At 70.2% G+C, this 26,102-nt stretch carries 21 protein-coding genes; 15 read left to right on the top strand and 6 right to left on the bottom strand.

From position 1 onward, the window contains the following. Positions 1-149: 149 nt before the first annotated feature. Together OG407_RS03010 and OG407_RS03005 are read left to right on the top strand one after the other, a co-directional pair. A complete protein-coding gene (locus OG407_RS03010) occupies positions 150-779 on the top strand; it encodes a DUF3887 domain-containing protein (RefSeq protein ID WP_405854718.1) in 630 nt (209 codons plus the stop codon). An 8-nt stretch (positions 780-787) separates the two neighbouring features. Then, positions 788-1,018, top strand: coding sequence for a hypothetical protein (locus tag OG407_RS03005; protein ID WP_405854716.1), 231 nt, complete (start codon positions 788-790; stop codon positions 1,016-1,018). Here OG407_RS03005 and OG407_RS03000 read toward each other — a convergent pair. Beyond that, positions 990-1,748: a MerR family transcriptional regulator gene (locus OG407_RS03000; protein WP_405854715.1), complete on the bottom strand. Its 759-nt coding sequence runs from the start codon at positions 1,746-1,748 to the stop codon at positions 990-992. The genes OG407_RS03005 and OG407_RS03000 overlap by 29 nt on opposite strands. Before the next feature lie 47 nt (positions 1,749-1,795). Here OG407_RS03000 and OG407_RS02995 point away from each other — a divergent pair, with 47 nt between their 5' ends. From OG407_RS02995 to OG407_RS02940, 12 genes are all read left to right on the top strand, one after another. Beyond that, positions 1,796-2,254 carry a DUF6194 family protein gene (locus tag OG407_RS02995; protein ID WP_405868253.1) on the top strand — a complete coding sequence of 153 codons (459 nt, stop codon included), beginning with the start codon at positions 1,796-1,798 and terminating at the stop codon, positions 2,252-2,254. 207 nt (positions 2,255-2,461) lie between these two features. Beyond that, a complete protein-coding gene (locus OG407_RS02990; protein ID WP_405854713.1) occupies positions 2,462-3,499 on the top strand; it encodes a hypothetical protein in 1,038 nt (345 codons plus the stop codon). Positions 3,500-3,685: 186 nt separating this feature from the next. Beyond that, on the top strand, positions 3,686-4,681 hold the full coding sequence (locus tag OG407_RS02985) for a LacI family DNA-binding transcriptional regulator (protein WP_405854711.1): 996 nt from the start codon (positions 3,686-3,688) through the stop codon (positions 4,679-4,681). 408 nt (positions 4,682-5,089) lie between these two features. After that, the gene (locus OG407_RS02980; protein ID WP_405854709.1) at positions 5,090-6,625 is read left to right on the top strand and encodes an ABC transporter substrate-binding protein; all 1,536 of its coding nucleotides are present in this window, start codon (positions 5,090-5,092) and stop codon (positions 6,623-6,625) included. An 89-nt stretch (positions 6,626-6,714) separates the two neighbouring features. Continuing rightward, positions 6,715-7,656, top strand: coding sequence for an ABC transporter permease (locus OG407_RS02975; protein WP_403592884.1), 942 nt, complete (start codon positions 6,715-6,717; stop codon positions 7,654-7,656). After that, the gene (locus OG407_RS02970) at positions 7,653-9,530 is read left to right on the top strand and encodes a dipeptide/oligopeptide/nickel ABC transporter permease/ATP-binding protein (RefSeq protein ID WP_405854707.1); all 1,878 of its coding nucleotides are present in this window, start codon (positions 7,653-7,655) and stop codon (positions 9,528-9,530) included. Before OG407_RS02975 ends, OG407_RS02970 begins: the two co-directional genes overlap by 4 nt. Continuing rightward, entirely contained in the window at positions 9,527-10,471 is a 945-nt protein-coding gene (locus OG407_RS02965) for an ATP-binding cassette domain-containing protein (protein ID WP_405854705.1), read from the top strand. Before OG407_RS02970 ends, OG407_RS02965 begins: the two co-directional genes overlap by 4 nt. Then, positions 10,468-11,967, top strand: coding sequence for a glycoside hydrolase family 43 protein (locus OG407_RS02960; RefSeq protein ID WP_405854703.1), 1,500 nt, complete (start codon positions 10,468-10,470; stop codon positions 11,965-11,967). Before OG407_RS02965 ends, OG407_RS02960 begins: the two co-directional genes overlap by 4 nt. 57 nt (positions 11,968-12,024) lie before the next feature. Next, positions 12,025-14,211 carry a beta-galactosidase gene (locus tag OG407_RS02955; RefSeq protein ID WP_405854701.1) on the top strand — a complete coding sequence of 729 codons (2,187 nt, stop codon included), beginning with the start codon at positions 12,025-12,027 and terminating at the stop codon, positions 14,209-14,211. Beyond that, positions 14,208-16,760 (top strand): beta-glucosidase, encoded by a 2,553-nt coding sequence (locus OG407_RS02950; RefSeq protein WP_405854699.1) that lies wholly within the window; start codon positions 14,208-14,210, stop codon positions 16,758-16,760. The genes OG407_RS02955 and OG407_RS02950 overlap by 4 nt, the downstream gene beginning before the upstream one ends. Further along, complete coding sequence (locus OG407_RS02945; protein ID WP_405854698.1) at positions 16,757-18,328, top strand: DUF4038 domain-containing protein; 1,572 nt, start codon at positions 16,757-16,759, stop codon at positions 18,326-18,328. The genes OG407_RS02950 and OG407_RS02945 overlap by 4 nt, the downstream gene beginning before the upstream one ends. A 5-nt stretch (positions 18,329-18,333) precedes the next feature. Then, positions 18,334-21,042 carry a family 78 glycoside hydrolase catalytic domain gene (locus tag OG407_RS02940; protein WP_405854696.1) on the top strand — a complete coding sequence of 903 codons (2,709 nt, stop codon included), beginning with the start codon at positions 18,334-18,336 and terminating at the stop codon, positions 21,040-21,042. Positions 21,043-21,063: 21 nt separating this feature from the next. On the opposite strand, the gene OG407_RS02935 is transcribed toward OG407_RS02940, so the two are convergent. From OG407_RS02935 to OG407_RS02925, 3 genes are all read right to left on the bottom strand, one after another. After that, positions 21,064-22,245: an aminotransferase class V-fold PLP-dependent enzyme gene (locus tag OG407_RS02935; RefSeq protein WP_405854694.1), complete on the bottom strand. Its 1,182-nt coding sequence runs from the start codon at positions 22,243-22,245 to the stop codon at positions 21,064-21,066. 127 nt (positions 22,246-22,372) lie between these two features. After that, entirely contained in the window at positions 22,373-23,284 is a 912-nt protein-coding gene (locus OG407_RS02930) for a LysR family transcriptional regulator (protein ID WP_405854692.1), read from the bottom strand. A 13-nt stretch (positions 23,285-23,297) separates the two neighbouring features. Then, positions 23,298-23,963 (bottom strand): TMEM175 family protein, encoded by a 666-nt coding sequence (locus OG407_RS02925; protein WP_405854691.1) that lies wholly within the window; start codon positions 23,961-23,963, stop codon positions 23,298-23,300. 179 nt (positions 23,964-24,142) lie between these two features. Here OG407_RS02925 and OG407_RS02920 point away from each other — a divergent pair, with 179 nt between their 5' ends. Continuing rightward, a complete protein-coding gene (locus OG407_RS02920; RefSeq protein ID WP_405854689.1) occupies positions 24,143-24,556 on the top strand; it encodes a DUF6069 family protein in 414 nt (137 codons plus the stop codon). 42 nt (positions 24,557-24,598) lie between these two features. Here OG407_RS02920 and OG407_RS02915 read toward each other — a convergent pair whose 3' ends face one another. Together OG407_RS02915 and OG407_RS02910 are read right to left on the bottom strand one after the other, a co-directional pair. After that, entirely contained in the window at positions 24,599-25,399 is an 801-nt protein-coding gene (locus tag OG407_RS02915; protein WP_405854687.1) for an inositol monophosphatase family protein, read from the bottom strand. Then, positions 25,383-26,069 (bottom strand): glycerophosphodiester phosphodiesterase, encoded by a 687-nt coding sequence (locus tag OG407_RS02910; RefSeq protein ID WP_405854685.1) that lies wholly within the window; start codon positions 26,067-26,069, stop codon positions 25,383-25,385. Before OG407_RS02910 ends, OG407_RS02915 begins: the two co-directional genes overlap by 17 nt. Between the last annotated feature and the right edge of the window lie 33 nt (positions 26,070-26,102).

Raw genomic sequence — 26,102 nt, 5'->3', positions numbered from 1 at the left:
AATCCCCTGTCAAGGCTCTTGACCGTGAACTGACCGGGCCGGCGCGGGAATTCGGCGAGGGTCGTCCTGGGGTGGGGGCCGTCCGGACATCGAGCCGTAGCTGTAAAGGAATCCTTGACGCGGTCGACGTGTAAAGGCATCCTTTACGTGTGGCCGATTCCCCTCAGACTCTCGCTGCCCTGAGCGACCTGCTGGCCGAGCGGGCCGCGGTCCTGGCGCAGGCGCTGGGCAGCCCGTTGGCATCACCCGCGTACCTGGACCTGGTCCGGCGGGCGAGGGACGTCGACGGCCTGGCGGAACAGGTGCTCAAGCTGTGCGTGCGGCAGAGCCGGGACGCCGGTCACACCTGGCAGGAGCTGGGGGACCTGCTCGGAGTCACCCGCCAGGCCGCCTTCCAGCGGTTCGGCAAACCCATTGATCCCCGCACGGGAGAACCCATGGACAAGACGGTGCGCATGGCCGACGCGGCGGAGCGAGCGATCGCGATCGTCACGGCCGTTCTCGAAGGGCGCATGGACGAGGCCAGGCAGTCCTTCAACGCGCAGGTACTGGAGGCATTCACCGACAAGGTCCGAGGTGACGGCCTGGCGACCGTCACCGGCCTCGTCGGGGAGTTCGAGGGCTACGGCGAGGGCGAGCCGTTCGTCCGCCGCATCGGCGACCACACGGTCGTCGACATCCCGCTGAGCTACGAGGCCGGCGACATGAAGGCCCGCGTCGCGTTCGACACGGACGAGAAGGTCGCCGGCATCTTCATCCTCGCCCCCGACACGCCATGACACCGGCCTTGGCGGAGCTACCCGCGTTCGCCGACTCCCTCGGTTCACCGCCGCCCACACCATGGATCGCGATCGTGCCGCTCGTCGCGATCCTTCCCGCGGTCCTCTGCATGCTCGACATCGCCCGCCACCCGCGCACCCAACGGTTCCCGCCCCAGATCTGGCTCGCGATCTGCGCCTTCGGAAACGTCCTCGGCCTCTTCGCCTACGTCAGGTTCGGGCGCGGCGAGGATCGGTGACGACGGCGGCCAGGTCCGTCCCCGCCCGGAGCAGTCCTACGGTCCGTAGCGCGATCGCGTCGAGACGTGCGCGCAGGACGCGCTGGGCCTCTTCCGCGCCGTCGAGTTGACGCAGGGAACCCACGATCTCGCGCACCGCCGGAATGCCGTAACCGGTACTGCGGAGGGCGGCGACGATGCGGGCCGTCCTGATGGCGGAGAGGTCGTAGCGGCGCGCCTGGAGGGAGGTCACGCGCTCGGGGGTGACGAGTCCTTCCTGTTCCCAGAACCGCAGGGTCGAAGGGCGTACGCCGAGTGCTCTGGAGAGTTCGGTGATCGTCATCGCGTCGCTGTTCTGCTCCACGTCATGCTCGAACTCCGGTGTGTCCGCCTCGGCTTGGATCGCGCGCAACGCCTGTTGGGCACGCAGAGCCTCCTCGCGCTCCCGCGCGAGCCGCACATGGACCTCGTTGATCGCCGAGGCCGCCTCCGTGATCGTCTTCGTGCGCAGTTCCGCGAGCAATTGCCGCGCTACGACTGGTCCTACAGCACCTGCGATACCTCGGTAGGCGAGGAGGGCGTGGATGTGCAGTGGTGCGTAGGAACGGTATCCGTTGCTCGAACGAGTCGCCGGAGGGATGACTCCGAGCCGCTCCAGGTCGCGCACCTGTTGCACCGAGTACCCCGACTCTCGTGCGACACCGGCGGTCCTGAGTGTCTCCTGTCGCGAACCGCTCGTCGGCTCACCCATCGCCCAACCCCACATACGCACTTGAAGGTCATGCTTGAACCATGAGTATGGAACAGATCATCGCGACCGTACGAGACTTCACCGGCGCGCTCGTGCTCGTACCGGAACCAGGCAGCGCGTTTCCCGAACTCGCCTGGGGAGACGCCTTCTTCTACTACGCCCCCGACGGTCAACTGCCGCAGAACGTCCAGCCGTACGGGACGGTCGTCACCAAGAACTACCCCGACGACATCGCGTCCGACCTCGACCCTCCGGGGCGTTGGCGCGTGAACATCCACGTCGGCCGGGCGGCGTTCCGCGAACTCGCGGCGGAGGAGCAGCCACGCGATCTCAACCGGTCCCGCGACTTCGCGGCCACCGACACCGTGCTGCCGCACCCGGTGTACGGGGCACTCGGCTGGATCTGCGTCGTCAACCCCGCTGAGAGGACGGGGGAGTTGGTCGTGGAGTTGTTGCGCGGCGCGCACGATGACGCCCGGGCCAGGCTCGCGCGGCGCACCCCCTGAACCCTCTTGAGCACCCCTTGAACCTCCGTGCCCCTACGGGCAGTTGGAGTGGACCTCCGGCGGGAATCATTGCCCCGGAGGACCTGGTGGGGGCATCCGGTCTGCGGTTAGACAACGATGATCACGATGTCAGGCCGGCCAGGAAGTGAGCACGTGCACGCCCGAGACGAAGTCCGCCCGAAGGATGCCGGAGCCCGGCGTACGTCGGTGAGCGGCCCCGCAGTCAATCCCGTCAACACCGTTGGGCCTTCGCACGAGTTGCTGTCGCTCCAGGGCAAGGCGGGAAACGCCGGGGTCGTGCGGATGCTCGGCGAAGGGGGTCACTCCTGGGCAGGGCGGGCGTCCGATCCCGCCTCGGCCGTGCAGCGGGCGGTGGTTCAGCGGAGCACGTTGTCGCACGGGAACATCTCGTTCACCAACGTGTCGCTCAAGTACCCGGAGTCGCAGGGGAAGGCCACGCGGATCCTGGAGCTTCTCTCCGCCAACACCAAGGTCAAGTCCTTTCTCGGCGACCGGAGTTGTCGGATCACGCTGGAGAAGCGGACGACGGAGGCGCCGGCGAACGTGGTCGACCAGGGGGCCGAGGGCGTCTTCGTCACGCTGGCCTCGTACTACCTGGAGAACTACGACATCGGCTACATCGTGGGCATGCTGTGCCATGAGTTCGGTATGCATCCGATGGCGCGGGCCGCCCCCAACATGAGCGAGGAAGAGGAGAGCTTCCGGGGCGTGCCGTACCCGGTGCCGGGTCTTGAGGGGAAGGACGTTCCGGAGGGGGTCGCGTCGATGAACTCCGACACCGCCCAGCAGGCCGACCACGTGCTCGGCGTCATCCCCGGAAGCCCGCGGTACACCGTCTACCGTGACGTCACCCTGGAGATGGCGGACCTGCTGCTCCGGGACGTGCGCAACAAGGAGGACGGCGCCCGGGAACAGGACGTCACCGACCTGATCGACTGCTTCCTCATGGATGTCGCGTCGATCGCCGCGACGAACGACGACCGTAAGCGCGGTATGCCGCGCCTGGGCAACAGCGAGGGCGAGACGATCCGCAAGGACATCGCGGCGGTGTACAACGCCTACAGGACCCGCCTCTCCCAGGACCTGCCCCTGGAACGCCAGCCCGTCAAGCCCCTGTTCCCGCCGGAGAAGACCCCGGAAGCCGTCAAGGCCGACTTCAACACGCTCCTCAAGCGCATCGCCAAGGGGAAGATGTGGGCCTGGAGCATCGACAACAGCGGGTGAGGCCGACGCCGGTCGGAGAGACGTCGGCCGGAGAGTGATGCGCACCGGATTACACGGTCCGAGGTGTCCGGAGTATCGGACATCCCGCATGCTCACTGTTACGATTCAGTAGAGTTCGCCGTTCAGTCGACGTCCCGCAATCGCTCCGCAATCAGGACTGCCCGAGACCTTCCCCAGGAGACTCCCATGGCGCGCAGGACCGGCCGCGTGACGGCGACCGACGTCGCCAAGGAGGCAGGGGTCTCGCAGACCACGGTCAGCTATGTGCTGAACGACGTGTCGCACCAGAAGATCTCCGACCGGACCCGGCGCAAAGTGCTCGACGCGGTGGCGAAGCTGGGCTACGAACCGTCGGCCGCCGCACGCGCCCTGCGTCTGGGCCGCAGCGATCTCGTGCTGCTGTTCCTTCCGGACGTTCCCGTCGGCGGCACCCTGACCGCCCTGGTCGAACTGCTCGGCGACGAACTGGAACGGCACGGTCTGAACCTCGTCACCCGACGCGAGCGGCACGCCCCGCTGAAGTCGCTGTGGCGTGAGCTGATGCCGGCGGCCGTGATGACGGCCTTCGATGTCGGCGCCGACGACGTGGCCACCATGCGGGCGGCCGGTATCCACGTGGTCAGCGCCGGGATGGGCCCCGCGGTCGCCCCGGGTGTCCTGACCGTGCCCCAGACCCTGATCGGCGCGATGCAGGTCGAGCGGCTCGCGGCGACGGGACACACGCGCATCGGCTACGCCGCTCCCGGGGATCCCAGGCTCCGGGACTTCCTGGACCTGCGGCTCGACGGAGCCCGTACCGCCTGCGCCGAGCGCGGACTTGAGCCGCCGGTCGTGCTGGACGTGCCCCTCGACATCTCGGCGGCAGCCGCCGCGGCCGAGCAGTGGCACGCGGCCGTGCCCGCCGTCACGGGAGTGTGCGCCTACAACGACGAGACGGCCTTCGCCCTCCTCGCGGGGATGCGCCGGGTGGGCCTCGCCGCCCCCGGCGACCTGGCCGTGATCGGTGTCGACAACGACAAGCTGGCCCCGTTCGCGGTACCGCCGCTGACGACGATCGACAACAACCTCGACGTCGCCGTGGGCCGCATCGCCCGCATGATCGTCAACGGCGTGAACGGCCAGTCCCAGCCACCGGCACCCCAGGTGACCCCGCTGACGCTGGTCGTCCGCGAGTCCGCCTGACCCGGGCCCGTCTGGCCAGGGCGTCTTCGACTGACTCCGGGTAGGCCCGGCTCCGGCGCGCCACAGCGCCGGCTCTCCACGCGCCCTCACCCCGGCTCCCCGTGCGCCACGGCTCCACCGTCCGTCGCCGTTCGTCCGGATTCCGTCCTTTCCAAAAAGCTGTTGCACGGCCCTTGTGGTCCTCCAAGCGCGGGGCTACGTTACGCATACGTTTCACTTGTACGTATCAGTGGCTGATTTCGGACCCACCGAAAAACGGTGGACATATAGCCCCCTTCCGCCAGGAACGGCTGACCGCCAAGAACGGTCCAGGCCGCGTCAGGACCTGGTTTCCCACTTCCTCCGAGGCCCTTGAGGGCGGCTCGCCGCGCGATGCCGTCCGGTCAACCACTCACCAGCGGAGCACCCATGCGAAGAATCGCGCTGACCGCCGTATCGGCTGTCCTGATGTTGTCCGCGGCAGCCTGCGGATCGGGATCGGGATCGGGTTCCGGCTCGGGCAAGGCGGCCACCGGCGGCACCCTGACCCTGGCCCCCCTGGTCGCGGCGCAGCCGTGGGATCTGGCCGACGCCGGTCTCGGCAACAACACGCAGTACTACCAGCCCGTATACGACTCGCTGCTCCGGCTGTCCCCGACCGCCGAGGTCAAGCCCAACCTGGCGACCAAGTGGTCGTACAACGCGGCCCGTACGGTCCTCACGATGACCCTGCGCACCGGCGTGAAGTTCACCGACGGCACCGCGCTGGACGCGACGGCGGTCAAGACCAACCTGCTGCACACCGAGAAGGGCACCAGTGAGGCCGCGGGGCAGCTCAAGGGCATCACCGGCGTCGACGTCGTCAACGCCACCACGGTCGCGATCGAACTCTCCGCCCCCGACCCGTCGTTGGTGCCGAACCTCGGCAACGTGGCCGGGATGATCGCCAGCCCCAAGGCCATCGCCGCGGGCACGATCAAGACCACCCCGGTGGGATCGGGGCCGTACACCCTGGACAAGTCCGCGACCACGGACGGCAGTACGTACACCTTCGTGCGCAACCAGGGCTACTGGAACAAGGCCGCCTTCCCCTTCGACAAGATCGTCCTCAAGCCGCTGACCGACCCGACCGCCGTGCTCAACGCGCTGCGCTCCGGGCAGGTCAACGGCGCGCTGCTGGCCAGCGCCAAGAACGTCGCGCCGGCCAAGAGCAGCGGGCTGAGCGTCACCAAGTACACCTCCGGTGACGTCGAGGGCGTCTACATCTGGGACCGCGAAGGGAAGATCGTCAAGGCGCTCGGCGACGTCCGGGTGCGCCAGGCCCTGAACTACGCCTTCGACCGTTCCACGATCGTCAAGACGGCGAAGCAGGGACTGGGCAAGGCGACGACCCAGATCTTCAACCCGGGCGGCTCGGCCTTCGACAGCTCGCTCGACTCCACGTACTCCTACGACCCCGCGAAGGCCAAGCAGTTGCTGGCCGAGGCCGGCTATCCGCACGGCTTCTCGGTGACCGTCCCGGACGTGTCGTCGGTCTTCCCCGACCAACAGGCCGCCATGGTGCAGCAGTTGGAGGACATCGGGATCAAGGTCAAGGTCGACAAGATCCCGGTCACGCAGTTCATCAGCGCCCTCCTCGCGGGCAAGTACCCGCTGTCGTACATGACGTTGGCCTCCTTCCGCCCCTGGGACACCATCCAGATCGAGGTCGCGAAGAGCGCGCTGTGGAACCCGCTGCACAGCTCGGACCCGAAGGTCACCGACCTCATCACCAAGGCACAGTCCGCGACCGGTGCCACCCAGGACGCGCTGTTCAAGCAGCTCAACACCTATCTCGTCGACCAGGCGTGGAACGCGCCCTGGGACTCCGTGGAGAACACCTACGCCACGACCAAGAACGTCACCTTCACACCGCAGACGTTCGCCGCCGTCCCGCCGATCTACAACTTCAAGCCCGCTGGCTGACCGGGAGCCGGACCGGGCGGGAGCAATGACATGGCTTCCGCCCGGCCGCCGATGAACTCCGGTCAGGGAGAGGCAAGGTGGAGAGACAGATGATCGTTTTCTTGGTCCGGCGCATCGTCGCCGGGCTGGTCCTGGTCCTGGTCATCGCGACCACGACCTTCGCGCTGATGGGCCTCACCGGCTCCGACCCGGTCCGCCAGATCGTCGGGCAGACCGCCACCCAGCAGCAGGTGACCGCCAAGTCCGCCGAACTCGGGCTCGACCAGCCCTTCGTGGTCCGCTACGGCCACTGGCTCGCGGACGCGGTGCACGGCAACCTCGGCAGCTCGTGGTTCAGCGGCGAGTCCGTGACGAGTTCGCTGGAGAACAAACTGCCGGTCACCCTGTCGATCGTGCTGGCCGCGCTCCTGGTGTCGGCCGTACTGAGCACGGTGCTGGGCGTGGCCGCCGCGGTCCGCCGGGGCGCCCTGGACCAACTGGTGCAACTGCTCGCGGTGTTGGGGTTCGCCGTACCCAGCTTCCTGGTCGCCCTGGTGTTCGCCGTCGTGATCGGCGTCGACCTGGGCTGGCTGCCGGCGACCGGCTATGTCCCGCTGGCGGACTCGGCGGGCGGCTGGCTCCGGTCGATCACCCTGCCCGCGCTGTCGCTCTCCGTCGGAGCGATCGCCGCCACCGCCCAGCAGGTGCGCGGCTCCATGGTCGACGTCCTGCGCGCCGACTACGTACGCACCCTCCGCAGCCGTGGCGTCAGCGAGCGGAGCCTGCTGTTCCGGCACGCCCTGCGCAACGCCGCCCCGGCCGCACTGACCGTGCTGGCCCTGCAGTTCATCGGCCTGGTCGGTGGCGCGGTGGTCGTCGAGAAGGTCTTCGGCCTCAACGGGATCGGCAGCCAGGCGACCAGCGCCGGCTCGCAGGGCGACACCCCGGTGGTCATGGGCGTCGTCGTGGTCATGGTCGCCCTCGTCGTGGTGGTCAACATCCTGATGGACCTCGCATACGGCTGGCTCAACCCGAAGGTGCGTGTGGGATGACGCTTCCCCAGTCCGAAGAAACGGTGGCCCCCGCTGTCGCCGCGCAGGGGCGGGCGGGACTCCTGCGCCGACTGCTGCGCAACCCGGTGGCCGTGACCTGTCTCGTCCTGCTCGCCCTCATCTCCCTGGCCAGTCTGTTCGCACCGCTCCTCACCGGCCAGGACCCGGCCCACACCTCACTGACCGACAGCCTCGCCCCGATCAGCGGCACACACCCGCTGGGCGGCGACGGCGTCGGCCGTGACGTCCTCGCTCGACTCCTCTACGGCGGCCGGACCAGCCTGCTCGGCGCGCTGCTCGCGGTGGCCGTCGCCGTGGCGATCGGCGTGCCCGCCGGTCTGGTGGCCGGGTACTACCGCAAGTGGTTCGACGCGGTGAGCAGTTGGGTCTCCAACCTGCTGATGGCCGTACCGGCGATCATCGTGCTCCTCGTCGTGATGTCCGCGGTGGGCCAGAACACCTACCTCGCCATGGCGGTGTTCGGCCTGCTGATGTCACCGGGCGTCTTCCGGCTGATCCGCGCCTCGGTGATCTCCGTACGCGAGGAGCTGTACGTCGACGCGGCACGGGTGTCCGGCCTGACGGACGCCCGGATCATCCGCCGGCACATCCTGCCCGTCGTGCAGGCGCCGACCATCATCCAGGCCGCCCAGATGCTCGGCCTCGGCATCGTCATCCAGTCCGGGCTCGAATTCCTCGGCCTGGGCTCGGCGACGCAGGCGAGCTGGGGCTCCATGCTCAACGACGCCTTCGGCAACATCTACACGAAGCCGGTCCTGATGGTCTGGCCCGGCGTGGCGCTCGCCGTGACCGTCGCCGCGTTCGGCCTGCTGGGCAACGCCCTGCGGGACGCGCTGGACGGGAGCGCGACCGGCGGGCGGAAGAAGTCGCGTGGCGCTACGACCCGTAAGCCGGCCGCTGACACGAAGGCACCGCCCGTCACCGTTGAGGCGGGTGAGGCGGACGACGCCCTGCTCGTCCTGGAAGGCCTGACCGTCTCCTATCCGACGGCCCAGGGCGAGAAGACCGTCGTCGACGGCGTCTCCCTCGCGGTCCGCCGGGGCGAAGTCCTCGGACTGGTGGGGGAGTCCGGCTCGGGCAAGAGCCAAACCGCCTTCGCCGTCCTCGGATTGCTCCCCCGAGAGGCCCAAGTCAGCACCGCCCGGCTGGAGTTCGACGGCACGGAACTGGGACGGCTCGGCCGCGCCGCGATGAACCGCTACCGCGGCCACCGGATCGCCTACGTCCCGCAGGAACCGATGTCCAACCTCGACCCCTCCTTCCGTATCGGCGCCCAACTGGTCGAACCGGTACGCAGACACCTCGGGCTGTCCGCGGCCGAGGCGAAGGCGAAGACCCTCGGCCTGCTGGAACGCGTCGGCATCTCCGACCCCGAACGGGTCTTCCGCTCCTACCCGCACCAGATCTCCGGCGGCATGGCGCAACGCGTCCTCATCGCCGGCGCCGTCTCCTGCGAGCCGGACCTGCTGATCGCCGACGAGCCGACCACCGCCCTCGACGTGACCGTGCAGGCCGAGGTGCTCGACCTGATGCGGTCCCTTCAGCGCGAGCGGAACATGGGCGTGATCCTGGTGACCCACGACTTCGGCGTGGTGGCCGACATCTGCGACCGCGTGACGGTGATGCAGACCGGCACGGTCGTGGAGTCCGCACCCGTGGCGGAGTTGTTCGCCTCTCCCCAACATCCCTACACCCGCATGCTCCTGTCCTCCACGCTGGAGGACGCCGAGCCGCGGTCCGCGCTGAGCCTGAGCCGCAGCGTGTCGGCGAGCGCCGGGGGAGCCACGGACACCGCAGGCATCTCGAACAGCGCCGGCATCACGCACACCGGACGTCAGGAGGGTCCGGCATGACCGGGACATTGAACGGGACCATGAACGGGACGCCGAACAAGGAAATCCCGGCCGAACCCCTTCTGATCGCCGACCAGTTGGTCGTGGAGTACCCGGCGAAAGGCTGGCGCAAGCCGCCGTTCCGGGTACTGAAGGGCGTGTCGATCAGCATCGGCGCGGGCGAGACCCTCGGACTGGTCGGCGAGTCGGGATCGGGCAAGACCACGCTGGGCCGGGCCGTACTCGGGCTGGCCCCGATCGCCTCCGGCACCGTCCGCTACGACGGCAAGGTCATCTCCGGTCTCGGCGCGAAGGAACGCCGGGCCCTCAGCAGCGACATCCAGGTGGTGTTCCAGGACCCGTACACCTCCCTCAACCCGGCGATGACCGTGAACGACATCCTCAGCGAACCGCTGCGCGTCGCGGGAACCCCGCGGACGGAGGCCGAGAAGCGGGTGCGGGACCTGCTCGACCACGTACGGCTGCCTACCGACGCCGGGGACCGGCTGCCGCGGGAGTTCTCCGGCGGACAGCGCCAACGCATCGCCATCGCAAGGGCGTTGTCCCGTGACCCCCGTGTCATCGTCTGCGACGAACCGGTCAGCGCGCTGGACCTGTCGACCCAGGCCCGGGTACTGGACCTGTTCGTCGAGATCCAGGAACGCACCGGCGTCGCCTACCTCTTCGTCACCCACGACCTGTCCGTGGTCCGGCACATCAGTCACCGGGTGGCGGTCATGCGAGGCGGAGAGGTCATCGAGACCGGCGACGCGGCCACCGTCACCGCCGCGCCCCAACACCCGTACACCCAGCGCCTGTTGCTCGCCGCGCCGGTGCCGGACCCACAGCGGCAGGCGGAACGCCGGGCCGAGCGCCGACGGCTGGTGGCCGCCACGGCGACCTCCCCGGGTGCCTCGACAGCCGTATCCACGACCGCCCCGACGTCGGGAGACCGAGCATGACCCTGCCCAACCCCGTCCTCCCCGGCTTCCATCCGGACCCCAGCATCACCCGCGTCGGCGACGACTACTACCTCGCCTGCTCCAGCTTCGAGTACCTCCCCGGCGTACCGCTGTTCCACAGCCGCGACCTGGTGCGGTGGGAGCAGATCGGCAACGTGGTCACCCGGCCCGCTCAGTTGGCGGTGGAGAAGGTCCCCACGCTCGGCGGCGCCTGGGCGCCCACCATCCGGTTCCACGACGGCCGCTTCTGGCTGGTCGTCACCGACGCGATGGGCCGCGGCAGCCTCATCTTCACCGCCGAACGGGCCGAGGGCCCCTGGTCCGACGGCATCGTCATGCAGGGCGTGCCGGGCATCGACCCGGACCTCGCGTGGGACAGCGACGGCACCTGTCTCGTCACGTACTCGGGACTCCAACTCGACGGCGACCGCGCCGGCGAGCACCTCGGCATCCAGCAGGTCCGCATGGACCTGGAAACGGGCCAAGCCCTCGAAGAACCCCGGTCGTTGTGGTCGGGCACGGGCCTGATGTTCCCCGAGGCGCCGCACCTCTACGAGATCGACGGCACCTGGTACCTCCTGATCGCCGAGGGCGGCACCGAGCGCGGGCACTCCGTGAGCATCGCCCGCGGCACCCGTCCCGACGGCCCCTTCGAAGGCGGCCCGGCCAACCCGGTGCTCAGCGCCCGCAGCACCGCCCGCCCCGTCCAGAACACCGGCCACGCCGACCTCGTCCGCACTCCCGACGGCGGCTGGGCGCTGTTCCTGCTGGGCATGCGGCCCGGCGGTCTGACGAGGGCGTTCTCTCCGATGGGCCGGGAGACGTTCAGCACGACACTGGAATGGGTTGACGGCTGGCCGGTGGTGCAGCCGGTCCAACTGACCCCGCCGACCGCACCGGTTGAGCACCACGACGACTTCACCGGCGCCCAACTCGGCCTGGAGTGGATCTCCATACGGACACCGGCCGCCGACTGGTCCTCACTCACCGAACGACCGGGCCACCTCGTCATACATGCCGACGGCTCCACCATGGACGACCCGCGGCCACGGTTCGTCGGCCGCCGCCAGCAGCACCAGGCGGTCGCCTTCTCGGTCCGCGTGGACAGCGCCGGGGGAGTCGGCGGGCTGAGCCTGCGGATCGACGAACGGCATCATTACGACATCGAGGTGGGCGCCGGTATCGCCCGCGCCCGCGCTCGGGTGGGCGGGATGTGTCAGACCTGGGAGCAGCGGATTCCCCCAGGGCCGGGACCGGTGACCGTACGGATCGAGACCGAACCGGTGAGGGGCATGGGCCTCGACGCCCTGGGCCCCGACATGGTCCGCCTGTCCGTCGAGACCGACACCGACAGCGGACCGGTCGAACTCGCCGCACTCGACGGCCGCTACGTCTCCGCGGAGACCGCCGCGTCCTTCACCGGCCGAGTCGTGGGCATGTACGCCGCTGAAGGGGCCGTCGCCTTCGGCCAGTTCAGGTACCGGGGCGAGGACTGACGCCTTCGCCCCCTCCACGACACCGACCGGCACCTGAGAGAAAGTCACCAGCACCGTATGGGCACTTCCTCCTCACGCATGCTCTTCGGAGCCGCGTACTACACCGAGTACCAGCCGTACGAGCGGCTCGCGCAAGACCTCGATCTGATGGCCGAGGCCGGGTTCAGTGTCATCCGGGTCGGCGAGTCGGTCTGGTCGACCTGGGAACCCCGCGAGGGCCACTTCGAACTCGACTGGCTGCAACCGGTGCTCGACGCCGCCGACGACCGAGGCATCAAGGCGATCGTGGGCACCCCGACCTACGCCGTCCCGCCCTGGCTGCGCCGCAAGTACCCGGAAACGGCGGCCCGTTCGAGCACCGGGCAGCCCATCCCGTACGGCATGCGGCAGGACGCGGACTACTCGCACCCCGCCTTCCGGCATCTCGCCGAGCGGCTGGTCCGCAAGATCGTGGGGCGCTACGCCGACCACCCGGCGGTCATCGGCTGGCAGGTCGACAACGAACCCGGGCTACGGCTCTTCCACAACGACTCGGTGTTCCAGGGCTTCCTCGACCACCTCCGCGAACGCTACGGCGACGTCGAGACCCTCAACCGCCGCTGGGGGCTCACCTATTGGTCCCACCGCCTGCGGGACTGGGCGGACCTGTGGACCCCCGACGGCAACTCCACCCCGTCGTACGACCTCGCCTGGCGCCGCTATCAATCGCGGCTGACGCAGGAATACATCACCTGGCACGCCGAGTTGGTCCGCGGTCTCGTCCCTGAGCGCCACTTCGTCACCACCTGCGTCGCCCTCGGCCAACAGGGCCTGGACATCGCGACGATCGGCCGGCCCCTCGACATCGCCGGGGCGAACATCTACTACGCCACGCAGGACGGGCTGGCCCTTCCGGGTCCCGACGAGCCGGAGGGCGGCCTGTATCCGTTCTTCGTCGCCTGGTCCGGTCCCGCCTGGCTCTACCTCCAGAACGACATGGCACGCGGCATCCGCCAGGAGCCCTTCCTCGTCATGGAGACCAACGCCACCTCGATCGGCGGCTCCGCCGACAACTTCCCCCTCTACCGCGGCCAGGCCCGCCAGGCCGTGTGGAGCATGGTCGCGCGCGGCGCCAGGATGATCGAGTACTGGCACTGGCACTCCCTGCACTACGGCGCCGAGACCTACTGGGGCGGCATCCTCGGCCACAGCCTGGAACCCGGCCGGACCTACGACGAACTCTCCGCAATCGCCGGGGAGTTCGAGCAGGCCGGTAGTGCGATCGAGGGCCTGCGACCCCGCAGCGACGTGGCGATGCTGCTGTCCGCCGACAGCCGCTGGGCCATGGAGTTCATGGCACCGCTCCGGGGCAACACCCCTGCCTGGTTCGGCGATCCGCAGTCCTACGACCGCATCGTGGCCGCGTTCTACCGGGGGCTGTTCGACGCCGGGTTGTCCGTCGACATCGTTTCCCCGGAGCAACTTGCCTCCATTCCGGAGGAGTTGGTGGACCGGTGGCCGGCGCTTGTCGTCCCGGCGCTGTACATCGCGGACGACGCGACGCTGGACCTGCTGCGCCGGTACGCCGAAGCCGGCGGCCATCTCGTCCTCACCCCGCGCACCGGTTACGCCGACGAGGAGGCTGTCGCCCGGCACACGGTCATGCCCGGAGTGCTGCGGCCCGGGGCGGGCGCGTACTACCAGGAGTTCACCAATGTGCTGACCCCGGTCACGATCACCCAGGGGGACACGAACGGCCCTGCTCTGCACGGGCATGCCACCGCCTGGGCCGATGGACTGATCGCGGAGGGCGCCACCGTCCTCGCCGGGTACGACCATCCGCACCTCGGTCAGTTCGCCGCCGTCACCACGCACGAGTGCGGCGCCGGCCGCGTGACCTACGTCGGCACGGTCCCGGACCGCGAACTCTCGCGCAGCCTCGCCGAGTGGGTCACCGGGGTCTCGCTCCCCTCCGACGCCTGGCGCGAGGACCGGCCGCCGTCCGTCACCTGCACGTCGGCCACCACCGCCGACGGCTCCGTCCTGCGCTTCGTCCACAACTGGGCCTGGGATCCGGTCGGTTACCGCCTTCCTGGGGACGTCCACGACCTGTTCACCGGTGAGCCCCTCGCCGCCGGAACCGCGCTCGAACTCGGCCCCTGGGACGTCCGGTTGCTCATCGAACGCGACGACGATCCCACTTCACCTTCACCCGCACCCTCGCTTTCACCGTCACCTTCACCTTCACCGAGGAGGACGCCGTGACCCGGCAGCCCACCACCGACGCCCCCTCCACCCCCTCCGCAACGGACGAAGCCGAGCTGGCCAGACGCCTCGGCGTGCTCACCCTGGAGCAGAAGGTTCGGCTGCTGACCGGCGCCGACTTCTGGTCCCTCCACCCCGAACCCGCCGTCGGACTGCGCCGGTTGGTCGTCTCGGACGGACCCGCCGGAGTCCGCGGCGAGTTGTGGGACGAACGCAGCCCCTCCGCCAACGTGCCCTCGCCCACCGCACTGGCCGCCACCTGGGACGAGCCGCTGATCGAACGACTCGGCGGTCTGCTCGCCCACGAGGCACGCGCCAAGGGTGTCGACGTCCTCCTCGCCCCGACCGTGAATCTGCACCGAACCCCTTACGGCGGACGGCACTTCGAGTGCTTCAGCGAGGACCCGCTGCTCACCGCCCGCATCGGCGTCGCCTACGTCCGAGGCGTCCAGGGCGGCGGCGTCGCGGCCACCGTCAAGCACTTCGTCGGCAACGACTCCGAGACCCAGCGCATGACGCTCGACGCGCGCATCGGTGAACGCGCCCTGCGGGAGCTGTACTTGGCGCCGTTCGAGCGGATCGTCGGCGAGGGCCGGGTCTGGGCGGTCATGGCCGCCTACAACGGCGTCAACGGATACCCGATGACCGAGAGCCCGCTGCTGCGCCAAGTACTGCACGACGACTGGGACTTCGACGGACTGGTGATGTCGGACTGGTTCGCCGCCCGCACCACCGAGCCGTCCGCCCGCGCCGCCCTCGACCTGGTGATGCCCGGCCCGATCGGTCCCTGGGGCGACGCGCTGGTCGCCGCCGTACGCAAGGGCAAGGTCGAAGAGGCCCTCGTCGACGACAAGGTGCTACGACTGCTGCGCCTCGCGGCCCGGGTCGGCGCGCTGACCGATGTGCCCGCCCCCGTCCTTCCGCCCCACTACGACGCCGAGTCCGTGGCGGCCCGCCTGCGCGAAACCGCAGCCGCCGGATTCGTCCTGGCCCGCAACGAGAACGCCCGACTTCCCCTGGACCGCGCGGCGTTGACGAGGGTCGCTGTCCTCGGACCCAACGCCGCCGCGGCCCGAACCCTCGGCGGAGGCAGCGCCACCGTCTTCCCGCCCTACACGGTCTCGCCCCTCGACGGCATCCGCGCGGCCCTGGGCGACGACGTCGAGGTCACCCACGGCGTCGGCGTCACCCCGCAAACTCGCATACCCACGGCGGCACTTGCCTACCTCCGCCACCCCGACGACTCGGGCGAGGGCGTGCAGGTGAACTTCCTCTCCGAGGACGGAACTCTCCTCGGCTCCGAGCGCCGCGCCGGGGGCGCCTACACCTGGATGGGGTCCTACGGCCCCAGCGTGCCCACCGGGCAGGTCGCCCGGGTAGAAGTGCGCACCGTGATCCGCGCGACCGACGCCGGCCGGTACGCCATCGGTGGCTCGGGCATCGGACGCTTCCGGTTGTCCGTCGCGGGGTCCGAGGTGTTCGACGCGCGTCTCCAACTCCCGCCGGGCGCCGACCTGGTGGAGGGTCTGATGACTCCGCCGCAACGTCTCCACACCGTCGATCTGGCGGAGGGCGAGGAGATCGAGATCGTCCTCACCCACGACACGGTCACTCACGCCATGGTCACCCACGATGTCGACTCGGCGGACGACGCCCTCGGCGACGCGGTCACCATGTTCCAGCTCAACCTCCAGCCGCCGCACGGCAGCGACGACGAGGAGATCGAGCGGGCCGTGGCACTCGCCCGCGAGGCCGACGTCGCCGTGGTCGTGGTCGGCACCACCGAAGAGGTCGAGAGCGAGGGCTTCGACCGCGACAGTCTGGCGCTGCCCGGCCGGCAGGACGAACTCGTCCGCCGGGTCGCCGAGGCCAACCCCCGTACCGTCGTGGTGGTCAACTCCGGTGCGCCGGTGCTGCTTCCGTGGTCCGAGGAGGTGGCGGCGGTGCTGCTCGCCTGGTTCCCCGGCCAGGAGTTCGGCAACGCGCTCGCCGACGTCCTGTTGGGCGTCGCGGAACCGGGCGGCCGACTGCCGACCGCCTGGCCCGCCACCGAGCAGGGACTGCCCGCCACCGAGCCGGTCGACGGCGTACTCGCCTACGACGAGGGGCTGTTCATCGGATACCGGGGTGACGGCCGCACCCGCTCCCAGCCGCCCCGCTACGCCTTCGGCCACGGACTCGGCTACACCACCTGGGACTACGTCGCGATCGACGCCCCCGGCGAGGTGGCGTCCGGCGCCGATCTCACCGTAGAAGTGCGGATACGCAACCACGGTACCCGGCACGGCAAGGAGGTCGTGCAGGTCTACGCCGGCCGTCCGGGAGGTGCCGTCGAGCGCCCGCTCCGCTGGCTCGCCGGATTCGCCGTGGTCGAGGCGGCACCCGGCGAGGACACCGTCGCGACGGTCACCGTGGACGCGCGGGCGTTCCAGCACTGGGACACCGAAGTGGGCGGCTGGGAGGTCGAGTCGGGGACCTTCACCCTGGAGGCCGGACCGTCCTCGGCGACCCCGCCCCTGGCCGCGGACATCGCCGTCGGGACCTCATGAGTGATACACGGACGGAAGCGGACCCGGTGGTCGCCCCCTGGCGGCAGACCGAGATCACCCTCACCGGGGCCCGCGACCACGCCAACCCGTACACCGACATCGACGTATGGGCCGAGTTCACCCACGACTCCGGCACCGTCCTGCGCCGCCCTGCCTTCTGGGACGGCGGCCGGGTCTGGAAGGTCCGGTTCGCCTCCCCGGAGGCGGACGGCCGCTGGACCTGGCGCAGCGGCAGTTCCGTCCCCGACGAAGGACTGTCAGGACAGGGCGGAACACTCGTCGTACGCCCCGCCGTCGATGACGCCAACTCCTTCCACCGGCACGGCTTTTGGCGGATGTCGCCCGGCGGACGGAGCCTGGTGCACGCCGACGGCACGGCCGCGTTGCTGGTCGGCGACACCGCCTGGGCCCTGCCCTGGCGGGCCACCGAGGAGCAGGTCACGGAGTACGCCGCCGACCGGCGGGCCAAAGGCTTCAACGCGGCCCTGCTGATGAGCGTCCAGCCCGACATGGACGCGCGCGGACCGCGCGACCGCACCGTGGACGAGGGGTTCGACGTCGGCTTCGAGGACCTGCCCACCGGGCACGTCAATGTGCTCAACCCGGCGTATTTCCAGTACGTGGACCGGCTGATCGACATCCTGCGCGAGCACGGAATCGTCCCCGTACTCCAGCCGCTCTTCCACGGGTTCGGCTGGAAGGGCCTGCGGGTGGCCGGGCCGGTGGTACCGCCGCAGGAGTACGCGCGCTACTGCCGTTATCTGGTGGCTCGTTACGGCGCCGGTCCCACCGTCTATCTGGTCGGCGCCGACGGCGAGGGCCGCGAACCGCAGATCGCGGCGGGCGGTGCGGAGATCGGCCGCTGGGACGACTACGGCCAACCCTGCGGCATCCACTACCGGCCGCACGCCGACAACTCGGCACACCAGAGCGAGAGTTGGCTGCACTTCCAGTGGTGCCAGACCGGTCATATGGGCGGGCACGTCCAGGAACGCGTCGCCGACATGTGGCGCAACACCCCCGCCAAGGCGGTCGCCAACGCCGAGCCGACGTACGAGAACACCGGGCGGCCCGGCCGCGCCGCGGGCTGGTGGCAGGGACACGAGGCCTGGAGCAACCTCTGCGCCGGCGGCACGATGGGCGTGGTCTACGGCGCGGCGAGCCTGTGGCAGTGGCGGCTGCACCCCGCCGAAGCCGGACACGAGGAGTTCTTCCTGGCCGAGGACGCCGGCTGGCGCGAGGCACTGCACTTCGAGGGCTCACGCCACGTCGGGCTGATCTCCCGCATCCTCCACGGCCTCCCCCTGACGGACATGCGGCCCGACTGGCGCTCCGCCCTGGCGCCCCGAGGCTTGTCCGTCCCCGGCGTGCTGTACCTCTGCTACGCGGAGGAGGGCGGCCCGCTCTTCGTCACCGACCCGGAGAACGTCCCGCTCCCGTACCGGGTGGTCGATCCCCGCACCGGCGGGACCGTCCGCGAGGGCGTGCGCGCCACCGCCGTAGAACCCGTACCCGACGAAGGCGGAGCCCCACGGGTGTACATCTGCCATGATCCGAGCCGGAGTTGATCCCCGTGCATGTCACACCACCCACCTTCGAGCACCACCGCGAACCCCTGGGCATCGGCGAATCCGCTCCCCGCCTCAGCTGGCGCACGGTCACCGACACCGGGGACTGGCACCAGGCCGCTCACCAGGTGGAGATCACCGCCGCCGACGGCACGGTCCTCGCCGACACCGGACGCGCGGAGTCCGCCGAGTCCGTCCTCGTCCCCTGGCCGGGGCCGGACCTTGGTTCCCGGGAGCGCGTCGGTGTACGCGTACGCGTCTGGGGTGCGGGGGAGGACGCGCCATCCCCCTGGTCGGAGCCCGCGTACGCCGAGACCGGGCTCCTGGAAGCGGCCGACTGGACGGCCCGCCCCATCACCCCGGACCTCGGCACCCCTGCCGAGGAACCGCTCCCCGTAGCACTGCTCCGCCGCGACTTCACCCTCGCCGGTCCCGTCGCCTCCGCCCGGCTGTACATCACCGCGTACGGCGTCTACGCGGCCGAGATCAACGGCGAGCGCGTGGGCGACGAGGTCATGGCCCCCGGCTGGACCTCCTATCAACACCGCCTGCGCTACCAGACGTTCGACGTGACGCCGTTGCTGCGAGCCGGTGAGAACACCATCGGCGCCCTGCTCGGCGAGGGTTGGTACACCGGACGCCTCGGGTTCCACGGAGGCCGCCGCGACATCTACGGTGAACACCGCGCACTCCTCGCCCAGTTGGAGATCGCGTACGCCGACGGCACGACGCGGACCGTCCGCACCGACGAGCGCTGGCGTACGACGACCGGCCCGGTGCTGCGCTCGGAGATCTACGACGGCGAGGCGTACGACGCGCGGCGGGAGCGGCCGGGGTGGTCCACGCCGGGACACGACACGTCCGGTTGGAGTCACGTCCGCGAACTCCCGTCCCCTGGAGCCGAGTTGGTGGCACCGACGGGTCCGCCCGTGCGACGCACCCAGACCGTCGCCCCGGTGGAGGTCATCACGACGCCGTCGGGGAAGACCGTCCTGGACTTCGGACAGAACATGGTCGGCCGACTACGTATCCGAGTGAAGGGTCCCGCCGGCCACGAGGTCACCCTGCGCCACGCGGAGGTGCTGGAGCACGGTGAACTGAGCATCCGCCCCTTGCGGTTCGCCGCCGCCACGGACACGTACGTCCTGCGCGGCGAAGGCGTGGAGGGAGACGAAGGGGAGGGAGAGGGAGCTGAGGACGAGCGGGTTGAGACCTACGAACCCCACTTCACCTTCCACGGCTTCAGATACGCCGAGATCGGCAACTGGCCCGGCCCGCTCGACCCAGCCGACGTCGAAGCGGTGGTACTCCACACGGACATGGCCCGCACCGGCTGGTTCGAGTGCTCCGACCCCCTCGTGAACCGGCTGCACGAGAACGTCGTGCAGGGCATGCGCGGCAACTTCCTCGACGTCCCCACCGACTGCCCGCAGCGCGACGAACGCATGGGCTGGACCGGCGACATCCAGGTCTTCGCGCCCACCGCGTCCTTCCTCCACGACTGCTCCGGCATGCTGACCGGCTGGCTGCGCGACCTGTCAGCGGAGCAGTTGGCGCGACCGGGCGGAGTGCCGCCCCTCGTCGTCCCGGATGTGCTGCCGGCCGCCTTCCAGGACGCGGGTGCCCAGGCGGTGTGGGCCGATGTCGCGGTGCTCCTGCCGTGGACCCTGTACCAGCGGTTCGGGGACCTGGAAGTGCTGCGCGCCCAGTACCCGAGCATGCGGGCCTGGGGCGAGGCCACGATCCGGCTCACCGCCGAGGGCGACGGACTGTGGCGCCAGGACTTCCAACTCGGCGACTGGCTCGACCCGCAGGCCCCGCCGGACCGTCCGGGAGAGGCGCGGACCGACGGCGACCTCGTGGCCAACGCGTATGTCATCCGTTCCGCGGAGGTCCTCGCCGAGGTCGCCCAACTCCTCGGCGACACAGGCCACTTGGACGGGAAGGAGGACGCCGCCCGCTTCCGCGAGCACGCGCAGGCCGTACGCGAGCGGTTCGCCGGCCGGTTCGTCACGCCGGACGGCCGACTGTCCTCGGACTCCCAGACCGCGTACGCCCTGGCCATCGCCTTCTCGCTGTTGCCGACGGAACGTCAACGGCGGGGCGCTGCCGAGCGGTTGGCGCAGATCGTGCGCCGCGCGTCCTTCCGTATCGCCACCGGCTTCACGGGCACACCGCTGATCTGCGACGCCCTGTGCGCGGCGGGCGAACCCCAACTCGCCTACCGCATGCTCCTGGAGAAGGACTGCCCGTCGTGGCTCTACCCGGTGACCATGGGCGCCACGACTGTCTGGGAGCGCTGGGACTCGATGCTGCCCGACGGCACCGTCAACCCCGGCGAGATGACCTCGTTCAACCACTACGCCCTCGGCGCGGTCGCCGACTGGCTGCACCGCACGGTCGCGGGTCTCGCGGTCGCCGAACCCGGCTGGCGCCGACTGCGCGTCGCCCCGGTCCCGGGCGGCGACCTGACCTGGGCGAAGGCGGCCCACGACACCCGGTACGGCAGGGCCGAGGCGGGCTGGCGCATCGAGGATGTCCTGGGCAGCGAACGAGACGTCCTCGTCGTCGAGGTGTCGGTACCCCCGAACACCCGGGCCGAGGTCCAACTACCGGACGGCAGTGCCCCGTTCGAGGTGAGCTCGGGGCGCCATACGTTCCGCCGCCCCTACACCGCCCCGGCCTGGCCGCCGGCCGCGATCCGGTTCCCGTGAACCTCGGGCGGCCTCCTCGCGCTACTGCGCGCTGCGGGCCATTTCGGCGATGGCCTCGACGGCCTGGTCGAGTTCGGCCTCGGTGTTGTAGTAGTGCGGGGAGAGCCGCACCAAGGGGTGGACGCCGCGGTGTTCGGTGTCGAACTGGCTGTGCTCGGCCACGGTCGTGGTGACGTTGATCCCCTGCTTCGCGAGCGCCGCGGCGACATCGGCCGTGGGGACGGCATCGACCTTCACGGTCACGATGGCGCACCGGTCGCGGCCCAGGTCGTACGTGGTGACACCCGGCAGTGCGTCGAGGCGGTCACGCAGATACGAGCCCAGGGCGACGGCGCGGCGGCCGATCTCGTCCATGCCGAGTTCCAGGGCCTGTTGGACGGCCGCGCTCAGCCCGAGGACGTTGGAGTAGCTGACCTCCCACGTCTCGAAGCGCCGCGCACCGTCGTGCCAGCTGAAACCGCGCTCGCCGTCCCAGGTCGCGGCCTCGATCTCGGTGACGTACGGGTCCAGGTACTCCAGGGCCTCGGGACGCACCCACAGGAAGCCCGTGCCGCGCGGGCCCCGCAGGAACTTGCGGCCGGTCGCGGTGAGCATGTCGCAGCCGATCTCGGCGACGTCGACGGGGAACTGGCCCACGGACTGGGTGGCGTCCAGCAGGAAGGGGATGCCGGCCGCGCGGGTGATCCGGCCGATCTCGGCCGCCGGGTTGACCAGGCCGCCGCTGGTGGGGATGTGGGTGACGCCGACGAGCCTGGTGCGCTCGTCGATCAGGTCGGCCAGGGCCGCGGTGTCGAGCTGTCCGTCCTCGTCGTCGGGTACGACGACGACCTCGGCGCCGTGGCGCCGGGCGGTGTGCAGATAGGCGAGCACACTGCTGCCGTACTCGTCCCGGCCGGTGAGGATGCGGTCGCCGGGCTTGAACGTCATGGAGTAGAAGGCCGCGTTCCACGCGTGGGTGGAGTTGTCGAACAGCGCGATCTCGTCCGCCTGTCCGCCCACCAGCCGGGCGATGTCCGCGTGGGTGGCGTCGATGCGGTCCCGTTCCTGGCCGGCGGCTTCGTAACCGCCTATGGCCGCCTCCAACTCCAGGTGGGAGGTCATGGCCTCCAGCGTCCGACGGGACAGGAGACCGGCCCCCGCGTTGTTGAGGTGTACCCGGTTCGCGGTGCCCGGGGTGTCCTGGCGGAGCGCTTCGATGTCCATGTCCTGTGCTTCCCGTCTGTCCGAAGAACCCTTTCCTTCACGTTCTCAAGCCGCACCCTTTCAGTAAAGTGAATGTTTTTGGATGTGAAAGGTTAGGAAAATTGATGAATGAGGTGGCCCGGCGACGTCACCCCGTGCGCGCGGGCAGCCTGCCGACCGCGTACCCCAGAGCGGCCAGGAAAGTCCGGATCAGGGGGTGCTCCCCGGCGCCGGCGCGCACGGTCGCGAGCACGGTGCGGACGTGGACGGCGGAGGTGTCGAGCGCCAGCCGGGGCGTGCGGTCGTACCAGAGCAGGTCGGGCAGGAAGGCCACCGCGTGGCCCCGTTCGACGAGCCGTGCGTGGGTCAGCATGTCCGCGGAGACATAGGCGACGTCCGGCTCGAAGCCGGCCGCGTGGCAGACGCCGGTCGCCCATGCGCGGGCGGGCGTGCCGGCGGGTTCCATCACCCAGGGGCGTTCGGCCAGTTCGGCCACGGCCGCTACCGGCGCGGGGGTCGCGAGCCGCATGGCGTCCTCGTACAGGGGATGGTGCTCGACCTCCGAGGCCCGCGCCGGTCGCGGGCGGCCGGGGAACGTCTCGTCGATCACGAGGTCGAAGTCCCGGGTGAGCAGGCCGGGCAGCGAGGTGTCGGGCTCCGCCTGCGTGGCCTCCACCCGCACCCGGGGATGGTGCTCGCGCAGCCAGGTCAGCGCGGCGGGCAGCAGCGCGAGCATCGCCGTCTGGAAGGCCGCGACCCGGAGCGTCCCCGACACCTCCCGCAGCGAGGCCGCGATCTCCGTCTCGGCGCGCTCCAGTTCCCGTAGGGCCTTCTCCGTACGGGCGACGAGGATCTCGGCCTGTGGCGTCAGCCGGACCCCACGCCCCTCCCGCTCCAGCAGCGGTGCGCCGACCTCGGACTCCAGGAGGGCCAGCTGCTGGGAGACGGCCGAGGGGCTGTACGACATGGCCGTCGCGACGGCGGCCAGCGTGCCGCGGTACTTCAACTCCCGCAGCACCTCCAGGCGGCGCAGGTTGTACATGCCCTTCACTCCGTCCATTGTCTACGACTGTCTACGACCCGGTCGGCGGCGTCCGCTCGTCGTGGGAACGTGTGCGCCGGGCGCGAAGGCGGGTGATGAGCGGACCGCCGTAGGTGGCGGACAGCGGCGCGAAGATCCACAGGACGTAGGCGTAGGAGAACACCCAGGCGAGACAGAGGCTCAGGACGAACCAGAGGCCCACCGCCCACGAGGCGTCGGCGTGTCTGCGGGCCCGTGGGACATCGCCGATGACGAGGCCGCCGTCGGCGGAGACCTCTTTGAGGGCGACCTCGCAGAAGACGATGCCCGCCATGGTCCCGGCGAAGAGGGTCTGCGCCATCGGATTGGTGATGGCGGAGCCGATGACGGTCGTGGGGAACGGCAGGAACGCGACCAGCAGCAGATAGGGCGCGTGCCAGAACGCGAAGGTCGGCGACAGCACGCGGATCTGGTCCATCAGCTGGTGGTGCCGCCGCCACACCGACCACAACAGGACGAACGCCAGCGCGAACGCCAGATAGGAATTCCGCTGGTCCACCAGGAAGCGGGCCAGCGCACCGGCCGACGCCCGCTCCTCCGTGTCCGGTCGCTCCAGTTCGACGGCCAGCAGCGTCATCGCGATCGCGAAGACGGCGTCCGTGAAGAAGGCCAGTCGCTCCGGCGAGAGCCCGGGCTCCGGCCGCACATCCCCGCTCATCCGAACTCCCACAGGTCAAGATCGTGCACCCGATCCTAGAGAGTGCCAGGACAGGCACCCGTCAGGCGCGCTTGAAGTTTCAAACGGAGTCGGTCAGACTCTCGTTTGAGAGTTCAAGCGGCCCGATCCGTCTCGGGACTCTTTGGGCTCTGCCCGAAATCTCCCTCCCTGGAGCTGTCATGTCACTCGCCTCTGAAGCCGTCGCCGTCCGCCGAGGTCCGCTCGTCGTCGTGGGAGGTGTCATCGCCGCGATCGTGCTGGCCTCCGCGGCGGACACCGTCATCGCCCAACTCGCCCTGACCGCAGGCGCACCCGACGACTTCCAGCCCCTCAAGGCACCGTCGTACATCTTCCTGACGACGCTCGGCATCGTCGCGGGCGCCATCGGCTGGGCCATCCTGCGCAAGGTGTCGAAGGACCCCCAGGCCCTGGTGCGGTGGCTGGTCCCGGCCCTCGTCCTGGTGTCCTTCGTCCCCGATTTCCTGCTCTACGGCGACGGTGGCGCGACCGGTGTCGCGGCGCTGCTCCTGATGCACGTGACGGTCGCGACGGCCGCGGTGGTCACCTACCGCAAGGTGATGCCCCTGTCGTAGGGGCACCGACGGCCACCGATTCGATGGCCGCCGTCCGATGCGCTAGGCGGCCCCGACCGTCGAACGCCACAACTCCCCGGCCTCCGCCGCCGCTTGCGGCGCCACGAGCAGCAACGGCTCACCGTAGGAAGGGAGTTGCGGCATGGCCACCGCACCCGCCTCGGTCGCGATCAGCAACGCGGGCAGGCCGTCCACCGGGTGGAACTCACCGATCGCGGCGGCCGTCGCCCGGCCCGCCGCGACCTGGACCAACGACAGCGCGGTCGAGCCCATGACGCGGGCCGTGCAGTGCCGGTCGGCCAGTCGCGCGAGCAGCGCGTCGAGGCCGGGCCAGTGCGCGTGGGCCGCCCACTCCGTGAGGAACACATGGCCCGTGAGCGTGGTGTGGTCCGCCGCGTGGATCGAAGTCCCGTTCAGGTGCGCGCCCTTGCCCCGCACCGCCGTGAAGACCTCACCCCGCCACGGGTCCGCCACCAGACCCAGCAGCGGACTGCCGTCCGGCTCCGCCAGGCCCAGGGAGAAGGAGCACCAGCCAAGCCCGTGAGCGTAGTTGGTCGTTCCGTCCACCGGGTCGATCACCCAGTGCGGAGCGTCGTCCGATGCCCCCTCCTCGGCGCCGTACTCCTCGCCGTCGATGCCCCAGTCGGGGAACTCCCGCCGCAGCACCGCCCGCACGTGCCGCTCCACCGCCTCGTCCGTGTCGGTGACGATGTCGGCCGGACTCGCCTTTTCCCGGACCGGACCCGCACCTCCTCGGTTCCCGCCACGGATCGCCTCCGTCGCCCACTCGGCCAACTCCACGGCCACCCGCAGAGCACCGTCCAGGTCATGTCCGTTCGGCACGTTCGGCACAGCTCTTCACCACCCCGTTCAGGTCGTTGCCAATGATCGCGTCCACACCCCACGCGAGCAGTTCGCCGCGCCGGTCCGCGGCGTCCACCGTCCAGCAACTCACCAGCACGTCCCGCGCATGCCAGTGAGCCACCGCCTCCTCGCTCAGGAACCGGTGTTCAGGATTGAAGTACTGCGGGCGCACGGCCCCCAACACGCCCTCGGACGGCGGCAGTTCGCCGTACCAGCTGAGGAACAGCGTGATCCGCTCGTCCCGCGCCCGCACCGCCGCCATCGCCTCCGCCGCGCCACAGAACATGGCCACCGCTCCCAGTCGTCCGAGCTCCGCGTGCGCCGCCGTCGCGACCACAGGGTCCCCGGTGTCCAGCAGCAACGGGATCCTGTCGGCGGCTTCCAGGGCCTCCCGCAGGGTCGGGACGGCCGGCGCGATGTCCCTCAACTCGGCCAGTGTCAGGGCGGCGACCGACTCCGGACGCCCCCACAGACGCCGCAGGTCGTCGTCGTGATGCAGTACGACGACCCCGTCCGCCGTGCACCGCAGATCCACCTCGATCGCGTCGGCTCCGGCACTCACCGCCCGCCGTACGGCATCCAGGGTGTTCTCCACCGCGGCCCAGGGGTCACCCCGGTGCGCCACGGCCAACGGCCGCCGCGTCCTCACGCCGCCTCCGCTGCTTTTGTCTCTACGGCGGGG

The organism is Streptomyces sp. NBC_01515 (assembly GCF_045040345.1).
Lineage (GTDB): Bacteria > Actinomycetota > Actinomycetes > Streptomycetales > Streptomycetaceae > Streptomyces.
The sequence above is the reverse complement of the archived record's forward strand: the minus strand, read 5'-3'. Positions and strand labels throughout refer to the sequence as shown.

Excerpts from the sequence above, each read along its gene's own strand:
- OG407_RS02980 (WP_405854709.1), top strand. The coding sequence starts at position 5,090 with ATGCGAAGAATCGCGCTGACCGCCGTATCGGCTGTCCTGATGTTGTCC.
- OG407_RS02920 (WP_405854689.1), top strand. The coding sequence starts at position 24,143 with ATGTCACTCGCCTCTGAAGCCGTCGCCGTCCGCCGAGGTCCGCTCGTC.
- OG407_RS02930 (WP_405854692.1), bottom strand. The coding sequence starts at position 23,284 with ATGGACGGAGTGAAGGGCATGTACAACCTGCGCCGCCTGGAGGTGCTG.
- OG407_RS02965 (WP_405854705.1), top strand. The coding sequence starts at position 9,527 with ATGACCGGGACATTGAACGGGACCATGAACGGGACGCCGAACAAGGAA.
- OG407_RS02955 (WP_405854701.1), top strand. The coding sequence starts at position 12,025 with ATGGGCACTTCCTCCTCACGCATGCTCTTCGGAGCCGCGTACTACACC.
- OG407_RS03000 (WP_405854715.1), bottom strand. The coding sequence starts at position 1,748 with ATGGGTGAGCCGACGAGCGGTTCGCGACAGGAGACACTCAGGACCGCC.
- OG407_RS02925 (WP_405854691.1), bottom strand. The coding sequence starts at position 23,963 with ATGAGCGGGGATGTGCGGCCGGAGCCCGGGCTCTCGCCGGAGCGACTG.
- OG407_RS02970 (WP_405854707.1), top strand. The coding sequence starts at position 7,653 with ATGACGCTTCCCCAGTCCGAAGAAACGGTGGCCCCCGCTGTCGCCGCG.
- OG407_RS02945 (WP_405854698.1), top strand. The coding sequence starts at position 16,757 with ATGAGTGATACACGGACGGAAGCGGACCCGGTGGTCGCCCCCTGGCGG.
- OG407_RS02935 (WP_405854694.1), bottom strand. The coding sequence starts at position 22,245 with ATGGACATCGAAGCGCTCCGCCAGGACACCCCGGGCACCGCGAACCGG.
- OG407_RS02985 (WP_405854711.1), top strand. The coding sequence starts at position 3,686 with ATGGCGCGCAGGACCGGCCGCGTGACGGCGACCGACGTCGCCAAGGAG.
- OG407_RS02995 (WP_405868253.1), top strand. The coding sequence starts at position 1,796 with ATGGAACAGATCATCGCGACCGTACGAGACTTCACCGGCGCGCTCGTG.
- OG407_RS02960 (WP_405854703.1), top strand. The coding sequence starts at position 10,468 with ATGACCCTGCCCAACCCCGTCCTCCCCGGCTTCCATCCGGACCCCAGC.
- OG407_RS02975 (WP_403592884.1), top strand. The coding sequence starts at position 6,715 with ATGATCGTTTTCTTGGTCCGGCGCATCGTCGCCGGGCTGGTCCTGGTC.